Genomic DNA, 15,528 nt, shown 5'->3' on the forward strand with positions numbered 1-15,528 from the left:
AACGATTTGTTTGTCTGACTTTTATACAAAAATGTGATTATTTCGCTTCTGCTAACAAAAAAACCATTAAATCCTATCTGTGATAGCTTTTACCTATTGAAAAACGGAACTAAAAGCCATACAAATGCACTAAACTATAGCGTATTATGGTTTTGTTTAAATTTGCCTATCCTATTGGAGGAAACAATGGATAATCGTTCGGTGTATACTAGTGCATCAAGGCCTTCGGTTTTAGAAACCAATAAGGTTTTACGTAATACATACATGCTGTTAGCCATGACACTATTATTCAGTGCCGTGTGTGCTGGTATCACAATGGCTATTGGCATCTCACCTATGACGTCTCTGATCATGACAATCGGTGCATTTATCACCATGTTTGTTGTGAATAAAAAAGCGGATTCGTCATCCGGTATTTTCTGGATCTTCGCGTTTACCGGCTTACTCGGCGGCTCACTAGGGTACATGCTTAGCTTCTATGCATCCATTCCCGGCGGCCCTGCCCTGATAGCACAGGCGCTAGGCGGTACCGCATTAATTTTCTTTGCGCTTTCGGCTTATGTACTAACCACCAAGAAGGACTTCTCTTTCATGGGCGGTTTCCTGTTTGTAGGTATGATGGTGGTAATTGTTGCCGCAATTGCGAATATCTTTTTCTCAGTCCCGGCCGTTCACTTAGCGATTAACGCCGCTATCGTGTTTCTGATGTCCGGTTTCATTTTGTTTGATACCAGCCGCATTATTAACGGTGGTGAAACCAACTATATCCGTGCAACGATTGGCCTGTACCTGAACATCTATAACCTGTTTGTATCTTTACTTCAGTTATTAGGTGCCTTTGGTGGCGACGACTAATCGTCTCTTTCGGTTATGAGAAAACACCCCGTTAAGGGGTGTTTTTGTTTTATGCAACGAATATCAGTGTTAATCACCAGTTCCCCGGAGTCATTAACCGCCTGTTTGGATGCCGTGGCCTTTTGCCGAGCTGCAATCGACCAAGGCCAGGTTATCGATCAGCTGTTCTTTTACCAGGGCGGTGTCTATCATGCCAACGGCCTTATGGATCCATCTTCCAGTGAAATAGATCTCCCAAAAACCTGGCAAACCCTGGCTGCAGAGCATGCGATTCCATTATTAGTTTGTGTGGGTGCCGCCAGTAAACGGGGTATAGTGGACGCCGAACAGGCCGAACAAGCGGGTTTAGCTCAATACAATTTATTTGAGCCTTTTAAACAGGTGGGCTTAGGCGAATTCTTTACGTTATTGCATAACTCGACAAAACTGGTGCAATTTTAAATGGCGACTATCACTGTATTATTAACCCAGGCCCCCTATGCTACTCAATTGGCAGCAGATGGTATTGAGTTTGCGCTGGCCTCAACCAATTACGGTCATGATTGTAATGTCGTATTCAGCGGTAAAGGTGTACTGCAGTTATTAGCAAACCAACAACCGGTAGAACGCAAGAATCAATTAAAGCAAGCACGAGTATTACCTTTCTACGATATTGAGCCAGTATACGTTTGTCAGGCGTCGTTAACCGCACTGCAGCTAACTGTTGCCGATTTAGGTATTGAAGAGGCAGAGTTAGAATTACTCGATGCGACTGCATTGCATCAGCTCTTAACGCAATCTGATCATACGGTAACTTTTTAATGATTGTACGTTATGCTTCGTTTCATCTTGATAGCAGCACGCAGGCTTTATTAAACGGTCTTACAGCGACTGATTTGGTAGTGTGTTGCGGTGACGGTGTTTATGCGTTTAATGCGCTGCGCCGTGCTTACCCTAAGTTACCATTGATGGCAATGGAGACGGATTGTGCAGAACGAGGCGTTGTGGTGGAAACTACCGTGTCATCGGTTAAACTCTGCCAGCTTCATCAACAACACCAGCAATGGATTAACATCTTACCATGAGTGACAACTTTCAGTTTGAATGGCAGGGGCAATTATACCCTACTGATAAACTTGGCTACCTTCTTGATTACCGGCAGTGGCAGCAGGACATGGTGCCGTTCTTAGCCGAGCAGGAAGGTATTGAGCTTACCGAGGCTCACTGGGAGGTGGTGTTGTTTGTCCGGGAGTTCTATCTGGAATATGAAACAAGCCCGGCCATACGCGCACTGGTAAAGGCGATGGCAGCCAAATACGGGCCGGAAAAAGGCAACAGTCGCTATCTGCAACGTCTGTTCCCCAAAGGCCCAGCCAAACAGGCCACAAAGCTGGCCGGTTTGCCGAAACCAAAGAAATGCTTATAAAAAAGGCCGCAAACTTAGCGGCCTTGTCCATTCAGTAACGGTTACTTAATTTCGGTTACGCCACCCATATAACTTACCAACACTTCCGGGATTTTTACCGAGCCATCAGCTTGCTGATAGTTCTCTAAGATAGCAACCAGGGTACGTCCCACGGCTAAGCCAGAACCATTCAGGGTATGCAGCAATTCAGGCTTGTTGGTTTCCGGGTTACGGAAACGGGCTTGCATACGGCGTGCCTGGAAGTCCAGCATGTTAGAGCAGGATGAAATTTCACGGTAAGTATTCTGTGCGGGTAACCATACTTCTAAATCGTAGGTTTTGCATGAACCAAAGCCCATATCACCGGTACACAGCAATACCTTACGATAAGCCAGCCCCAGCTTTTGCAGGATCACTTCGGCGTGACCGGTAAGTTCTTCCAGTGCGTTAAAGCTGTCTTCCGGTTTTACCAGCTGAACCATTTCAACTTTATCAAACTGGTGTTGGCGGATCAGGCCGCGGGTATCACGACCATAGCTGCCAGCTTCACTACGGAAACAAGGTGTGTGCGCAGTCATTTTAATCGGCAGGTCTTTGGCTGCAAAAATTTCGTCGCGCGCCAGATTGGTTAGCGGCACCTCAGCAGTGGGGATCAAAGACAGACCCTGCCCCTCTTCTGTGGCTGGCTGGGTGTGGAATAAATCCTCACCAAACTTAGGTAGCTGACCTGTGCCATAAAGGCTGTCTGCATTAACCAGATACGGCACATACATTTCGGTATAGCCGTGCTCCGCAGTATGCGTATCCAGCATGAACTGCGCAAGAGCACGGTGCAAGCGGGCAAATTTATCACGCATGACTACAAAACGGCTGCCGGTAATTTTAACCGACGCTTCAAAATCGATACCTTTATTCAGGCCATCGGCAATGTCCACATGATCTTTCACTTCGAAATCAAAGCTTGGGATGTCGCCCCAGGTGCTGATTTCAACGTTTTCATCTTCATCTTTACCTACCGGTACACTCTCGTGTGGCAGGTTGGGAATGCCTTGCATCAGTGCGGTGACTGCTGCCAGCACTTCGTCTAACTCGGTTTTAGCGGCTTCCAGCTTGTCTCCCAGATCAGAGACTTCTGCCAGTAATGGGGCAATATCTTCGCCCTGTGCTTTGGCTTTACCAATGGATTTACTTCGCGTGTTGCGTTCATTTTGCAAATCTTGGGTTTTGATTTGTAATGCCTTACGTTTTTCTTCCAGGGCATTAAAAGCGTCAACATCAAGCTTATAACCACGGCTGGCCAGGCGCACTGCCGTTGCTTCAATGTCGGTTCGCAAACACTTTGGATCTAACATGTTCTTTTCTTTATCCTTTGGTTAATTCCACTGCCAGCCATGCTGCAAGCAGGCAGGCACACACATTCAATAAAATATTGGCCAGGGCCTTTATCCATAACCCGTTTTCAAGCAGGGTAAGGGTTTCGATAGTAAAGGTGGAAAACGTTGTCAGGGCACCTAACAGCCCCACACCAATCAATGCCCGGTATGGCTGCTCAGCTAATTCTCCACGTTCTATAAACCCATACAATACGGCCAGTAAAAACGAGCCGATAATATTGACCGCAAGTGTACCAAAGGGCAACGCTTTTCCAAACCAGGAATCCACTAAACTGGTACAGAAAAAGCGCAAGCAGGCGCCAACGGCGCCGCCAGTTGCGATAAACAGGTAAATAGAAAGCGTATGTGACATTAGCCGTTCCGTTTTTGTTGGCTTTGGTTATTTAACTGGTCGAGGTATTCTCGTTTGGCTTTAAGCTGCTTTTCCAGGCCGCGCTCCGTAGGTTCGTAATAACGGGTAGCGGCTATTTCCGGGGGTAAATAGCATTCCCCGGCGGCAAACGCATTCGGTTCATTATGGGCATAGCGGTATTCTGCTCCATGCCCCATTTCCTTGAGTAACTTTGTAGGCGCATTGCGCAAATGCACGGGCACAGGGTAATCGGGCTTATCCCGTGCATCCTGCTTAGCCTGACTAAAGGCCATGCAAACTGCGTTACTTTTAGCTGCCAGCGCACAATATACTGCCGCCTGGGCAATAGCACGTTCACCCTCTGCAGGCCCTACACGATGATACACATCCCAGGCATTCACACACAACTGCATGGCTCGTGGGTCAGCATTGCCGATGTCCTCAGAAGATATTGCCAGAAGACGGCGTGCAACGTAAAGTGCATCACCGCCCCCGTTTAATATTCTCGCGTACCAATACAGAGCAGCATCGGGATCAGAACCCCGTACGGACTTATGGAACGCTGAAATCAGATCGTAAAATGTATCGCCCTGTTTATCATAACTGGCGACCTTTTCACCCACCGCCTGCTCAACATCACTTAGGCTTATCTGTGATTCATTGGTAAAGTCACTGGCCAGTTCAAGGTAGGTTAATAATCGTCGTCCGTCGCCGCCGGATAAACCAATCAACGCATGTCTGGCATCGTCGGCCAAGGTAAGGTTGCGCTCGCCGAGTCCGCGCTCGGTATCTGCCAAAGCCCGGTCGAGCAGAGCGTCGAGGGCTTCGTCATCAATGCCTTTAAGCATATACACCCGTACCCGGGATAACAATGCATTGTTAAGTTCGAAAGACGGATTTTCAGTAGTAGCCCCAACAAAGGTTACCACCCCGGATTCCACAAAGGGTAAGAAGGCATCCTGCTGCGATTTATTAAAACGATGTACTTCATCTACAAACAGCAGCGTGCGCTCGCCCATGGATTTATTCTGCTCAGCTTGATCCATAGCAGCGCGTATTTCTTTAACCCCGGAGGTTACCGCCGAAAGCTTAATTACCTGTGCATTGGTATAAACCGCAATCAGCTCTGCCATAGTAGTTTTACCGGTTCCCGGCGGGCCCCATAAGACCATGGAATGACAATGGGACGATTCGAGCATTTTGCGCAACGGTTTCCCGGGCCCCACCAGGTGACTCTGGCCTACGTATTCATCCAAAGTAACCGGCCGCATGCGGGCCGCCAGCGGCGCGTAGGTTTGCTGACTAAACAAACTCATGGGCGCTGATCATCTACCATAAAGCTTTCCGGCACGTCAGCGATAAAGGCCGAAGGAAAAATCGGCGTGTTAAATTCGCGCTGACTAAAAGTAATGGCGCTTTGCTGGCCCTGACTGTCGAGCATAACCAGGTTTGCCAGGCCTTTATCATCAAAACTTAAACTCAGCGTACGGATCTGACCGCCCTCAGCCTTTGCCGCAACGGAAAAGGTGTTGGGTTGGGTAGCATTAACCGTATATTGTTCCCAGGTAGCATCGTCGTTACTGGTGAGCAGCACCATTGGGTTATTATCAATCGCTTGTGCCTGCGACATTACCGTGACCTGCTCTACCCACTCATCGATATGCCATACGGTCGTCCCATCGGCTATCAGTACCGTTTCATCCGGCGACAGGGTTTCCCAGCGAAGCTTATCCGGCCGAGCCATAGTTAGATTGCCAGTAGCTTCATGGACGACTTCACCCTTTTCATCGGTAACCGACTGAGTAAATGCAGCCTTGAAGGAGTTCAGCCCGGCTAACTTTGTTTTTAACGCTTCAGCATCATCAGCCAGCGCAGATACAGAGAAAAATGACAGAGCCACTAACGCTCCGCTAAACAATGATTTCATAATCGACTTCCTGTTAGTCTCTCGGTGCCGGTGGTGCCAACACTTCACGGTTACCGTTGTGACCCGCAGGGGTAACGACACCACTTTGTTCCATTTGTTCAACCAACCGCGCTGCGCGGTTATAACCAATACGGAATTTACGCTGAACACTGGAAACCGAAGCGCGGCGGGTTTCAGTCACAAACGCCACGGCTTCATCGTAAAATGCATCCACTTCCTGATCGCCACCTTCGGGTTGCTCACCCGGTAACAGCACTTCAGCCGTGGACTCGGGATTAAGGATCTCATCAACGTACTCCGGTTCACCCCGCTTTTTCCAGTCGGCAACTACGGCGTGCACCTCGTGGTCATCCACAAATGCACCGTGCACGCGGGTGGGTACCGGACTGCCCGGCGGTAAATACAGCATATCACCCATGCCCAACAATGTTTCCGCGCCTTGCTGGTCAAGAATGGTGCGCGAGTCAATTTTACTCGACACCTGAAAAGCAATTCGTGTCGGAATGTTAGCTTTAATCAAACCGGTAATAACATCTACCGACGGGCGCTGGGTGGCCAGCACCAGATGAATACCTGCGGCCCGTGCTTTTTGTGCAATCCGGGCAATGAGTTCTTCCACCTTCTTGCCCACAATCATCATCATGTCGGCAAATTCGTCAACCACCACTACAATGGAGGGCAGTTTTTCCAGATCCGGAGCTTCTTCAAGCATACTGTCTTCGGTGCGCCACAGTGGATCTTTAATAGGCTCGCCCGCTTCAATAGCCTGCTTGATTTTGGTGTTATACCCCTTAAGGTTACGTACGCCCAATGCGGACATCAGCTTGTATCGACGTTCCATTTCCCCTACGCACCAACGCAGGGCGTTGGCGGCTTCTTTCATATCAGTGACCACCTCGGCCAACAGATGCGGGATCCCTTCATACACCGACAATTCAAGCATTTTGGGGTCAATCATGATCATACGCACATCTTCTGGAGTCGACTTGTATAACAAGCTCAGGATCATCACGTTAACCCCAACCGATTTACCCGAGCCAGTGGTACCTGCTACCAGTAAGTGTGGCATTTTAGCCAGGTCCACCACGACCGGATCGCCACTTATATCCGCGCCCAGCACCATGGTAAGTGCCGACGCATTCGATTGAAACGCTTCGCATTCAATTACTTCACTCATGCGCACCATTTCACGCTTTTTATTGGGCAATTCGAGACCAATAACCGACTTACCGGGGATCACCTCAACCACGCGGACTGAGGTGGCCGACATTTCCCGTGCTAAATCTTTCGATAGGCTGGTGATTTTGCTTACCTTCACACCCGGGGCCAGGTCGATTTCAAAGCGGGTGATCACCGGGCCGGGGTAAACCCCGACCACGGCCGCATCAATATTAAAGTTTGCCAGCTTTTCTTCCACCAAACGGGACACAATATCCAGTTCTTCCTGGGTGATGGGGTTTTCTTTTTTATCCGGCCGGTCGAGCAATTCAAACGATGGCATCGGGCCGATGTCTTCATCACCATCCGACTCACTGCGTGGCGGTCTGATTTGTTTCGCTCCCCTGGCAGCCGGTTGTTGCGGCGGTGCCGGCACCGCTGAGGGCGCTTTTTTCGGCTCCTGCGCCGACGCTGACTCCATTGGTGACTCAGTGGCTACGAGAGGCTCGTCTGTTGTGAAGGACTCCCCTGCCCCATCGTCTGTATCCACAATAAAGGGCGGTAAATCGTCATCTTCATCGTCATCCGTAGCGAAAATTTCATCGGGAATTGAGAATGTCGGTTCGCTGCGTTCCGGTTTAACCGATGTATTTTGCTTAGGTGGCGTTTTCTCAGCCACGTTTTCCGAGGGAGGCTCGGCCCGCAGACTGGTAATGTTCAGCTCATCGTTGTCTTTATCTTTGTCTTTACTGGCCGATTTATTCGGTAACGACAAGGTTGGCATATTCAGCGCTAGCAGTTTTTGCGGCGCAGCAATCGATTTACGGCCTATCCACAGGGTACTTTCACCGAGCTTATCAACGATCAGTAACCAGGAAATGCCGGTCAGCAAGGTAAACCCAACACAGCAGAAACACAACAACAGCAGCACTGTGCCTGCTACATTGAAGTAAGGGATCAGCGCCGAACTGATCACATCACCAATCAGGCCGCCGGCCGTAAAGCTGAACAAGTCGTCAAAATTAATACTGAAGATGCCGGTAAGGCCAAGCACTATCAACATTGCGCCAATCAGGCGCAAACCAATCGTCAGGTAATCCAGCTCCCGCCAGGTTTTGATATTATGGAAAATAAACCAGCCAATAAACGCACAACAAAACGGTGTGGCATAGGCTAAATAGCCAAAGGTAAAGAAGAACAGATCGGCTGTCCAGGCCCCTGTAGGGCCAACCCAGTTATGGACATCGTTCTGCAGGCCAGCCTGACTCCAACCCGGATCACCGGGGTGAAAGGAGGCTAACGCCAATAATAAAAAAAACGCCAGAGCACAGGCAATAATAATACCTGTCTCCCATATGCGTTGAACGCCAGAAAGTCGCACCATATCCCTAACTATCTCTCTTTGCCGGTGTTATTAATACGCCGGTCATTGGTTTTATATTTGCGCACGCACCCGGGTCCCAGAAGCGGGTGACCCAAAAGTTTATCATACCATCCAGACCTTATTTTGTATTAATTCGCAGGCTATTGGTACTTTTAACTTCTTCCATTACCACGTAAGTTCTTGACGCACTTACACCGGGCAACCGCAATAAGGTATCACCCAACAATTTACGGTAGCTCGACATATCGGCTACCCGGGCTTTTAACAGGAAATCAAAGTTACCCGAAACCAGGTGACACTCTTGTATATCATCGTGCTGCTGAACCGCAGCTGAAAATTCGGCAAAAATATCCACCGAGGTTTTGGTTAAGGTGATTTCCACAAACACCAGCATAGCGGCCCCCAACTGGTGTGGGTCCAGGTGCGCGTGATAGCCTTTTATATAACCCTGGGTTTCTAATCGCTTTACCCTTTCCAAGCAGGGACTTGGGCTTAACCCCACCTGTTTTGCCAGCTCAACGTTAGAAATCCGACCGTCTTTTTGCAGCATGGAAAGAATGTTGCGGTCTATTCTGTCGAGGTGTTTTGGTGTTTTTACTAACATATTAAATTCTCCAGACAGGCCTTTATGAAGAATATTACACTGGCAATAGAAAAACTACAGCAGATATATTTTAAAACCTTTAGATATACTAGCATCATTAGCAACTCAACAATTTAAACAGGCAGAGATAACTATGTTAGTTGGTGTACCAAAAGAAATTAAAAACCACGAGTATCGTGTCGGCTTAACGCCGGCAGCGGTGAAAGAGTTTGTGACTCATGGTCACAAGGTAATGGTTGAGGCCAATGCCGGCACAGCCATTGGTTTTACCGATGAAATGTATGTGGAAGCTGGCGCCAGTATCGCTGCTAGCGCCGAACAAGTGTTTGCCGAAGCGGAAATGATCGTTAAGGTAAAAGAACCACAGCCTCAGGAATGTAAACAACTGAGCCGTGGTCAGACCCTGTATACGTATCTGCACCTGGCTCCCGATCCAACTCAGACTGAGTTACTGATTGAATCCGGCGCAACCTGTATTGCCTACGAAACCGTGACCGATGCTCGTGGCGGCCTGCCATTACTGGCACCAATGAGTGAAGTAGCGGGCAGAATGTCGGTTCAGGCCGGTGCCCATTACCTCGAAAAAGCTCACGGTGGCAGCGGCACCCTGCTTGGTGGCGTCCCGGGTGTTGCGCCGGGTAAAGTGCTGGTTATAGGTGGCGGTGTGGTTGGTACCCAGGCGGCTAAAATGGCTCTGGGCCTTGGTGCTGATGTCACTATTCTGGACCGTTCACTTCCTCGTTTACGCCAGTTGGATGATATTTTTAATGGTCAGGTGAAAACTGTTTATTCTACCGTTGATGCCATTGAGCATTATTCAGCTTCTGCTGATCTGGTAGTAGGAGCAGTACTTATCCCGGGGGCTACTGCCCCTAAACTGCTTAATGAGCAACATATTGCCAATATGAAAAAGGGTTCTGTAGTCGTAGATGTGGCTATTGACCAGGGCGGCTGTTTTGCTACATCCAAAGCCACCACTCACCAGGATCCTGTGTATATCGTAGACAGTGTAGTGCACTACTGCGTAGCTAACATGCCTGGCGGCGTTGCCCGTACTTCTACCATGGCACTCAACAATGCTACCCTGCCATTTGGTCTGGCATTAGCTAATAAAGGGCCTAAGCAGGCGATGTTAGAAGACATCCACCTGTTAAATGGCCTGAACGTTCACGAAGGTAAAGTTACCTATAAAGCTGTGGTTGAAGCGCTGGGCGATCAGTTAGCAATTCAGTACACCCCGGCCATGGATGCCCTCGCCTAGAAAACAAGAGTCATTCAACTAAACAAATAAAGGGGTCAGAGTACATTAAATTAGCATTAATTAACTCTGACCCCTTTATTTTATTTGAGCGATTACAACAGGCTCTGATTAACAGCCTGCAACACGGCTAGTGGTTTTTTTGCTTGCGTAATTGGCCGTCCCATCACCAGATAGCTGACACCGGCGTCGATAGCATCGACGGGGGTCATAACACGCTTTTGGTCGCCTACATCTGCACCCACCGGACGTATCCCCGGTGTTACTAACAGAAACTTGTCATTATGCGTTTCGCGCAACATTACGGCTTCCTTAGCGGAACACACCACACCATCCAGGCCGCTGTCTGCGGTTAATTGCGCTAGCTTTTTAACCTGCTCTGCCGGTGTCACTTCAGGAACTACATCGTTTAACTGCGTCTGATCCATGCTGGTCAACACAGTAACAGCAATCAGTTTGGTTTGCGGATGTGATGATTCGGCAATGGCCTTTTTAGCTGCCATCATCATTTCCTTACCACCGCTGGCATGGACGTTTACCATCCACACGCCCATCTCAGCCGCTGCTTTACAGGCTTTAGCCACGGTGTTTGGAATATCATGAAATTTAAGATCCAGAAAAATATCAAACCCTTTAGCGATGAGGGATTTGACAAATTCCGGCCCAAACAGGGTAAACATTTCTTTGCCGACTTTTAGCTTACAGACACTGGGATCCAACTGGCTTACCAGGTCCATGGCTTTATCGACGTCATCGAAATCCAATGCGACTATCACACGGGCTGCTTGGTTCATTCTCATTACTCTCCGTCTAGACCTCTAATGGGATTAACAACCCCCCACTTTTTGCAGGATGGGCATAGCCAATATAATTTGCGACCGGAAAAACCACAGCTTTTACATCGGTATCTCGGGCGCTGTTCAATTTGCTTGGCAACCAGCTGTCTTAACTGCTGGTAGGTCGCCTTGGCATTTGCATCATCACTTAACTCACAGTACAACTGCATCAAGCGATGAAAGCCACGCATGGTCGGCGTTTTCTGCAGTTGTTCAAATAAATAGTCGGCCGCGTATTGCACTTCTCCTTTATTAGAGAACACATCCACCATAGCAAGGTACAAGGTAGCACTTTGTACCCAGTTATCGTTTAGCAGTCTTTCAAATTTCTGCCAGTCACCGGTTTCACTGGCAATCTGTTCAAGCAGCGGCACCGCTTCGATAAACCAGTTTTTATCGCGATTGGCGACCTGTACTAAGTATTCACCAGCCTCTTTTAATCGCCCCTGATCGAAGGTGACTTCACCCAGCATTAACCAGGGCCTGACGGCTTGTTCATCCACATTCACAGCTTTTTGTAACACAGATAGTGCGGCTGGTATGTCTTCATTATCCAGTTCAAGCTGCGCCTGTTCACAATAGAAATGGGCTAGCTTACTACGAATGCTGTCGTTCTCGGCCAGCATCTTTTCGGCCAGCTCGATAGCGCGGCCCCACTCTTTGGTAGTTTGATATATGGCAAACAGTTGCTGCTGCGCAAATTCGAAATGCTTATCAGAGTTAAGCAGGCTCACAAATGCGCCTTCTGCACGCTCCAGGAACCCCGCCTGCATGTAGTCCCTGCCCAGCTCTTTCAACGCTAATTCACGTTGGCTAGACTGTATTTCGTCGCGGCTTACCAAATTCTGATGTACGCGAATGGCGCGGTCTATTTCGCCGCGCTGGCGGTAAAAATTCCCCATGGCGATATGTGTTTCTACCGTATCGCTGTTCACGTTAATCATTTTAATTAGCGTATCCACGGCCCTGTCGGGCTGATCGGAAAGCAGGAAATTTAAACCACGAAAATAGTGTTTAGAAAGGATACTGGATTGTTTACGCTGCGCCTGACGAACACTGTTTCGGCCCATTATGTAACCATAACCGGCAGCTACCGGCAGCAGTAAGAATAACAACTCCAGCATAGTGCTTATTCTTTCTGTAGTTTGTTAAGCTTAGCCTGTGCCCGCATTAGCTTAACCCTGAGCGTAAGCCAGCTACTCAGAATAGCCAAAACACCTACGACAACGCCTAGCCCTAATGCAATGGCAATCAGAGATGCGACGGTCATATCAGCCTTAGCAATCAGGTAATTCACTGATATTACAGCATCATTTTGAGAACCAACGGCAATCGCCAGTACCAGAATCGCAATAATGCAGAGTAAAAATGCCAAGCCTTTCAAAAGTGTAATCCTAAATGAAGAAATTAAAATCAGGATAGCAAAATGTGGGTAGTGTTACAGCATTCACATACAAAAAAAGCACTGTTAACAGTGCTTTTTATTTTTATCTGTGCAGATATTCATCAGGCAATTGAATCATTCACCCGGTCACGTAGCTCTTTACCAGGCTTAAAGTGCGGAACGTACTTGCCGTCCAGCTCCACCGTTTCACCGGTTTTAGGGTTACGACCCACACGAGGTGCGCGGTAATGCAAAGAAAAACTACCAAATCCGCGGATTTCGATACGGTCACCTTTTTGTAAGGTTTGCGCCATCTGTTCCAACATTTCTTTGATAGCTGTTTCTAATTCCTTTGCCGGGATATGGCGTGCCTGATCAGCGAGCCGCTCAATTAATTCAGACTTGGTCATGTGTAAACCTCTTTGTCATTCAATCCATCAAACAGCCACATCAACAGGTATACGGCATTTACCGTATACCTGATGTATCAAAAAGCTTATTCGCCTTTTGCTGCTTTGAAAGCTTCAGCCATCGCATTCGCAAAGCCAGCGTCGTCTTGCTGGTTCACTTTATCGATTGCTTCTTTCTCGTCAGCCTGGTCTTTCGCTTTAACAGACAGGTTTACGATGCGGTTCTTACGGTCTACACCGGTGTACTTCGCTTCGATGCTGTCGCCAACGTTAGCCACTTCTGACGCATCTTCGATACGGTCGCGAGAAAGATCAGCTACACGAATGTAACCGTCAACTTCTTCAGCCAGGTTTACAGTAACGCCTTTGGCATCAACTGCTGTAACTGTACCAGTAACGATAGCACCTTTCTTGGTATCTGTCAGATACTTGTTGAACGGATCTTCTTCGATTTGCTTAACGCCTAAAGAAATACGCTCACGCTCTGGGTCGACTTGCAGAACAACCGCTGAGATTTCGTCGCCTTTCTTATAGTCACGAACCGCGTCTTCACCAGACTTGTTCCATGAAATGTCAGACAGGTGAACCAAACCGTCGATGCCGCCATCAAGTCCGATGAAGATACCGAAATCAGTGATTGACTTGATCTTACCAGACACTTTGTCACCTTTTTCGTGTGACTTAGCGAAAGTTTCCCAAGGGTTATCGATGCACTGCTTAAGACCCAGAGAAATACGACGACGCTCTTCGTCGATTTCAAGAACCATAACTTCCACAGAATCACCCAGGTTAACAACTTTAGATGGGTGGATGTTCTTGTTAGTCCAATCCATTTCAGAAACGTGAACCAGACCTTCAACACCGTCTTCAATCTCTACGAAACAACCGTAGTCAGTCAGGTTAGTTACCTGGCCAGTGATCCTGGTGCCTTCCGGGTAACGCTGTGCAATTTCTTGCCATGGATCGTTGCCCATTTGCTTCATGCCCAGAGATACACGTTGCTTTTCTTTGTCGAACTTAAGCACTTTAACGTTGATTTCGTCACCAACATTTACGATTTCACTTGGGTGCTTAACGCGCTTCCAAGCCATGTCAGTGATGTGCAGCAGGCCGTCAACACCGCCCAGATCGACGAACGCACCGTAGTCGGTCAGGTTCTTAACGATACCTTTAACTTCGTGGCCTTCTTCCAGGTTAGCCAGCAGCGTTTCACGCTCTGCACTGCTTTCAGCTTCGATAACAGCACGACGAGAAACAACAACGTTGTTGCGCTTGGCGTCTAACTTGATTACTTTAAACTCAAGCTCTTTGCCTTCCAGGTGAGTCGTGTCACGTACCGGACGTACGTCAACCAGTGAACCTGGCAGGAACGCGCGAACACTGTTAACTTCAACAGTGAAACCGCCTTTAACTTTACCATTGATAACGCCCTTGATAGTGGCTTTATCGTCGTAAGCTTTTTCCAGCTCAACCCATGCTTCGTGACGCTTAGCTTTTTCACGAGACAGGATAGTTTCACCAAAGCCGTCTTCTACTGCGTCTAGCGCTACGTCGACTTCGTCACCGATCGCGATTTCTAATTCGCCTTCGGCATTTTTAAATTGTTCAGCTGGGATAGCACTTTCTGATTTGAGACCAGCGTCAACAAGAACGATGTCTTTATCAATTGAAACTACAGTACCCTTTACAATTGAACCAGGGCGAGTTTCCAGTTCTTGTAAGCTCTCTTCAAAAAGTTGTGCAAAATTTTCAGTCATATGATTTAGTAATTAACTTAGGTTGACATCCACATTTCGATCCAGATAACGTGGGGTTATTAAACAAAGTCGTCACCTCCTGTGACAACGATTGCAATGGTTAACCTGCCCCGGCTTTACAGCCTGGAATTGATTATTTCCATTGCACTTTCAAAGACTTGGTTTATATCCAAATCTGTTGAATCGATCACTACAGCGTCTTCTGCCGGTACCAATGGTGCAATAGAACGATTCGCATCGCGATCATCCCGGGCTTTGATATCGGTTAAAAGGCGCGCAATATTAACATCCAGACCTTTATCTTTCAACTGATTATAGCGACGCTCCGCGCGGGCTTCAGCGCTGGCGGTCAGGAATAATTTTACATTGGCATCAGGGAACACTACGGTACCCATGTCGCGACCGTCGGCAATCAGGCCTGGCGTTTGTTGAAACGCACGCTGACGGCGTAAAAGTGCTTCACGCACCCGCGCCAGCGAAGCAATCTGGGACGCGGCAGCGCCCACTTCTTCGGTGCGAATATCATCGGTGACGTCTTCACCTTCCAGTACCACACGGCGCTGGTCGTTGTCAGTTTCAAAGCTCACATCAAGCCCTGAGGCCAACGGTACAATTGAACTTTCGTCGTCTACCGGTAGGTCATGGTGCATAGCAGCAACGGCTAAAACACGATAAATTGCGCCACTGTCTAAAAGGTGCCAACCCAGTTGTTCAGCGATCAATGCGCTAAGTGTGCCTTTCCCTGCGCCACTCGGACCATCTACCGTTACTACGGGTATTGGATGCATACCTGCTCCAGTTATTTAATAAAATGTTAATAAGAAC

General features: G+C 48.2%; 18 protein-coding genes. 6 read left to right on the top strand and 12 right to left on the bottom strand.

Translation table 11 applies throughout. From position 1 onward, the window contains the following. Window positions 1-186 precede the first annotated feature (186 nt). The 5 genes from AC2T0J_RS19030 to AC2T0J_RS19050 are packed head-to-tail and all read left to right on the top strand — an operon-like array spanning window position 187 to window position 2,260. Window positions 187-855 carry a Bax inhibitor-1/YccA family protein gene (locus tag AC2T0J_RS19030; RefSeq protein ID WP_489807319.1) on the top strand — a complete coding sequence of 223 codons (669 nt, stop codon included), beginning with the start codon at window positions 187-189 and terminating at the stop codon, window positions 853-855. 51 nt (window positions 856-906) lie between these two features. Then, a complete protein-coding gene (gene tusD, locus AC2T0J_RS19035) occupies window positions 907-1,296 on the top strand; it encodes a sulfurtransferase complex subunit TusD (RefSeq protein WP_489807320.1) in 390 nt (129 codons plus the stop codon). Continuing rightward, complete coding sequence (locus AC2T0J_RS19040) at window positions 1,297-1,656, top strand: DsrE family protein (RefSeq protein WP_489807321.1); 360 nt, start codon at window positions 1,297-1,299, stop codon at window positions 1,654-1,656. It begins immediately after the preceding gene. Continuing rightward, window positions 1,656-1,919: a hypothetical protein gene (locus AC2T0J_RS19045; RefSeq protein WP_489807322.1), complete on the top strand. Its 264-nt coding sequence runs from the start codon at window positions 1,656-1,658 to the stop codon at window positions 1,917-1,919. The genes AC2T0J_RS19040 and AC2T0J_RS19045 overlap by 1 nt, the downstream gene beginning before the upstream one ends. Next, the gene (locus tag AC2T0J_RS19050) at window positions 1,916-2,260 is read left to right on the top strand and encodes a TusE/DsrC/DsvC family sulfur relay protein (RefSeq protein WP_489807323.1); all 345 of its coding nucleotides are present in this window, start codon (window positions 1,916-1,918) and stop codon (window positions 2,258-2,260) included. Before AC2T0J_RS19045 ends, AC2T0J_RS19050 begins: the two co-directional genes overlap by 4 nt. Window positions 2,261-2,301: 41 nt before the next feature. On the opposite strand, the gene serS is transcribed toward AC2T0J_RS19050, so the two are convergent. The 6 genes from serS to lrp all read right to left on the bottom strand — a co-directional run bounded on the left by serS (window position 2,302) and on the right by lrp (window position 9,058). Next, a complete protein-coding gene (gene serS / locus AC2T0J_RS19055) occupies window positions 2,302-3,591 on the bottom strand; it encodes a serine--tRNA ligase (protein ID WP_489807324.1) in 1,290 nt (429 codons plus the stop codon). 10 nt (window positions 3,592-3,601) lie between these two features. Next, window positions 3,602-3,985 carry a fluoride efflux transporter CrcB gene (gene crcB / locus AC2T0J_RS19060; protein WP_489807325.1) on the bottom strand — a complete coding sequence of 128 codons (384 nt, stop codon included), beginning with the start codon at window positions 3,983-3,985 and terminating at the stop codon, window positions 3,602-3,604. After that, entirely contained in the window at window positions 3,985-5,301 is a 1,317-nt protein-coding gene (locus tag AC2T0J_RS19065) for a replication-associated recombination protein A (protein ID WP_489807326.1), read from the bottom strand. The genes crcB and AC2T0J_RS19065 overlap by 1 nt, the downstream gene beginning before the upstream one ends. Continuing rightward, entirely contained in the window at window positions 5,298-5,912 is a 615-nt protein-coding gene (gene lolA, locus AC2T0J_RS19070; protein WP_489807327.1) for an outer membrane lipoprotein periplasmic chaperone LolA, read from the bottom strand. Before lolA ends, AC2T0J_RS19065 begins: the two co-directional genes overlap by 4 nt. A gap of 13 nt (window positions 5,913-5,925) precedes the next feature. Further along, a complete protein-coding gene (locus tag AC2T0J_RS19075) occupies window positions 5,926-8,454 on the bottom strand; it encodes a DNA translocase FtsK (RefSeq protein WP_489807328.1) in 2,529 nt (842 codons plus the stop codon). Window positions 8,455-8,572: 118 nt separating this feature from the next. Beyond that, window positions 8,573-9,058, bottom strand: a complete 486-nt coding sequence (gene lrp, locus AC2T0J_RS19080) for a leucine-responsive transcriptional regulator Lrp (protein WP_105935280.1) — start codon at window positions 9,056-9,058, stop codon at window positions 8,573-8,575. A 133-nt stretch (window positions 9,059-9,191) separates the two neighbouring features. Here lrp and ald point away from each other — a divergent pair, with 133 nt between their 5' ends. After that, on the top strand, window positions 9,192-10,319 hold the full coding sequence (gene ald / locus AC2T0J_RS19085) for an alanine dehydrogenase (protein WP_489807329.1): 1,128 nt from the start codon (window positions 9,192-9,194) through the stop codon (window positions 10,317-10,319). 92 nt (window positions 10,320-10,411) lie between these two features. Here ald and pyrF read toward each other — a convergent pair whose 3' ends face one another. The 6 genes from pyrF to cmk all read right to left on the bottom strand — a co-directional run bounded on the left by pyrF (window position 10,412) and on the right by cmk (window position 15,491). Next, the gene (gene pyrF / locus AC2T0J_RS19090) at window positions 10,412-11,116 is read right to left on the bottom strand and encodes an orotidine-5'-phosphate decarboxylase (protein WP_489807330.1); all 705 of its coding nucleotides are present in this window, start codon (window positions 11,114-11,116) and stop codon (window positions 10,412-10,414) included. Beyond that, window positions 11,116-12,276, bottom strand: coding sequence for a lipopolysaccharide assembly protein LapB (lapB, locus tag AC2T0J_RS19095; RefSeq protein WP_489807331.1), 1,161 nt, complete (start codon window positions 12,274-12,276; stop codon window positions 11,116-11,118). Before lapB ends, pyrF begins: the two co-directional genes overlap by 1 nt. A 5-nt stretch (window positions 12,277-12,281) precedes the next feature. After that, window positions 12,282-12,536: a lipopolysaccharide assembly protein LapA domain-containing protein gene (locus tag AC2T0J_RS19100; RefSeq protein ID WP_489807332.1), complete on the bottom strand. Its 255-nt coding sequence runs from the start codon at window positions 12,534-12,536 to the stop codon at window positions 12,282-12,284. Between the two features lie 122 nt (window positions 12,537-12,658). Beyond that, window positions 12,659-12,946: an integration host factor subunit beta gene (gene ihfB / locus AC2T0J_RS19105; protein WP_273640274.1), complete on the bottom strand. Its 288-nt coding sequence runs from the start codon at window positions 12,944-12,946 to the stop codon at window positions 12,659-12,661. An 86-nt stretch (window positions 12,947-13,032) separates the two neighbouring features. After that, a complete protein-coding gene (gene rpsA / locus AC2T0J_RS19110) occupies window positions 13,033-14,703 on the bottom strand; it encodes a 30S ribosomal protein S1 (RefSeq protein WP_489807333.1) in 1,671 nt (556 codons plus the stop codon). Window positions 14,704-14,819: 116 nt separating this feature from the next. Further along, window positions 14,820-15,491, bottom strand: a complete 672-nt coding sequence (gene cmk / locus AC2T0J_RS19115) for a (d)CMP kinase (protein ID WP_489807334.1) — start codon at window positions 15,489-15,491, stop codon at window positions 14,820-14,822. Window positions 15,492-15,528: the final 37 nt, after the last annotated feature.

The sequence above is a fragment of the Alteromonas sp. ISO5 genome (assembly GCF_058105165.1).

Excerpts from the sequence above, each read along its gene's own strand:
- AC2T0J_RS19045 (WP_489807322.1), top strand. The coding sequence starts at position 1,656 with ATGATTGTACGTTATGCTTCGTTTCATCTTGATAGCAGCACGCAGGCT.
- AC2T0J_RS19040 (WP_489807321.1), top strand. The coding sequence starts at position 1,297 with ATGGCGACTATCACTGTATTATTAACCCAGGCCCCCTATGCTACTCAA.
- AC2T0J_RS19030 (WP_489807319.1), top strand. The coding sequence starts at position 187 with ATGGATAATCGTTCGGTGTATACTAGTGCATCAAGGCCTTCGGTTTTA.
- rpsA (WP_489807333.1), bottom strand. The coding sequence starts at position 14,703 with ATGACTGAAAATTTTGCACAACTTTTTGAAGAGAGCTTACAAGAACTG.
- tusD (WP_489807320.1), top strand. The coding sequence starts at position 907 with ATGCAACGAATATCAGTGTTAATCACCAGTTCCCCGGAGTCATTAACC.
- lrp (WP_105935280.1), bottom strand. The coding sequence starts at position 9,058 with ATGTTAGTAAAAACACCAAAACACCTCGACAGAATAGACCGCAACATT.
- crcB (WP_489807325.1), bottom strand. The coding sequence starts at position 3,985 with ATGTCACATACGCTTTCTATTTACCTGTTTATCGCAACTGGCGGCGCC.
- ihfB (WP_273640274.1), bottom strand. The coding sequence starts at position 12,946 with ATGACCAAGTCTGAATTAATTGAGCGGCTCGCTGATCAGGCACGCCAT.
- cmk (WP_489807334.1), bottom strand. The coding sequence starts at position 15,491 with ATGCATCCAATACCCGTAGTAACGGTAGATGGTCCGAGTGGCGCAGGG.
- lapB (WP_489807331.1), bottom strand. The coding sequence starts at position 12,276 with ATGCTGGAGTTGTTATTCTTACTGCTGCCGGTAGCTGCCGGTTATGGT.
- AC2T0J_RS19065 (WP_489807326.1), bottom strand. The coding sequence starts at position 5,301 with ATGAGTTTGTTTAGTCAGCAAACCTACGCGCCGCTGGCGGCCCGCATG.
- ald (WP_489807329.1), top strand. The coding sequence starts at position 9,192 with ATGTTAGTTGGTGTACCAAAAGAAATTAAAAACCACGAGTATCGTGTC.
- serS (WP_489807324.1), bottom strand. The coding sequence starts at position 3,591 with ATGTTAGATCCAAAGTGTTTGCGAACCGACATTGAAGCAACGGCAGTG.
- pyrF (WP_489807330.1), bottom strand. The coding sequence starts at position 11,116 with ATGAGAATGAACCAAGCAGCCCGTGTGATAGTCGCATTGGATTTCGAT.
- AC2T0J_RS19050 (WP_489807323.1), top strand. The coding sequence starts at position 1,916 with ATGAGTGACAACTTTCAGTTTGAATGGCAGGGGCAATTATACCCTACT.
- AC2T0J_RS19075 (WP_489807328.1), bottom strand. The coding sequence starts at position 8,454 with ATGGTGCGACTTTCTGGCGTTCAACGCATATGGGAGACAGGTATTATT.
- lolA (WP_489807327.1), bottom strand. The coding sequence starts at position 5,912 with ATGAAATCATTGTTTAGCGGAGCGTTAGTGGCTCTGTCATTTTTCTCT.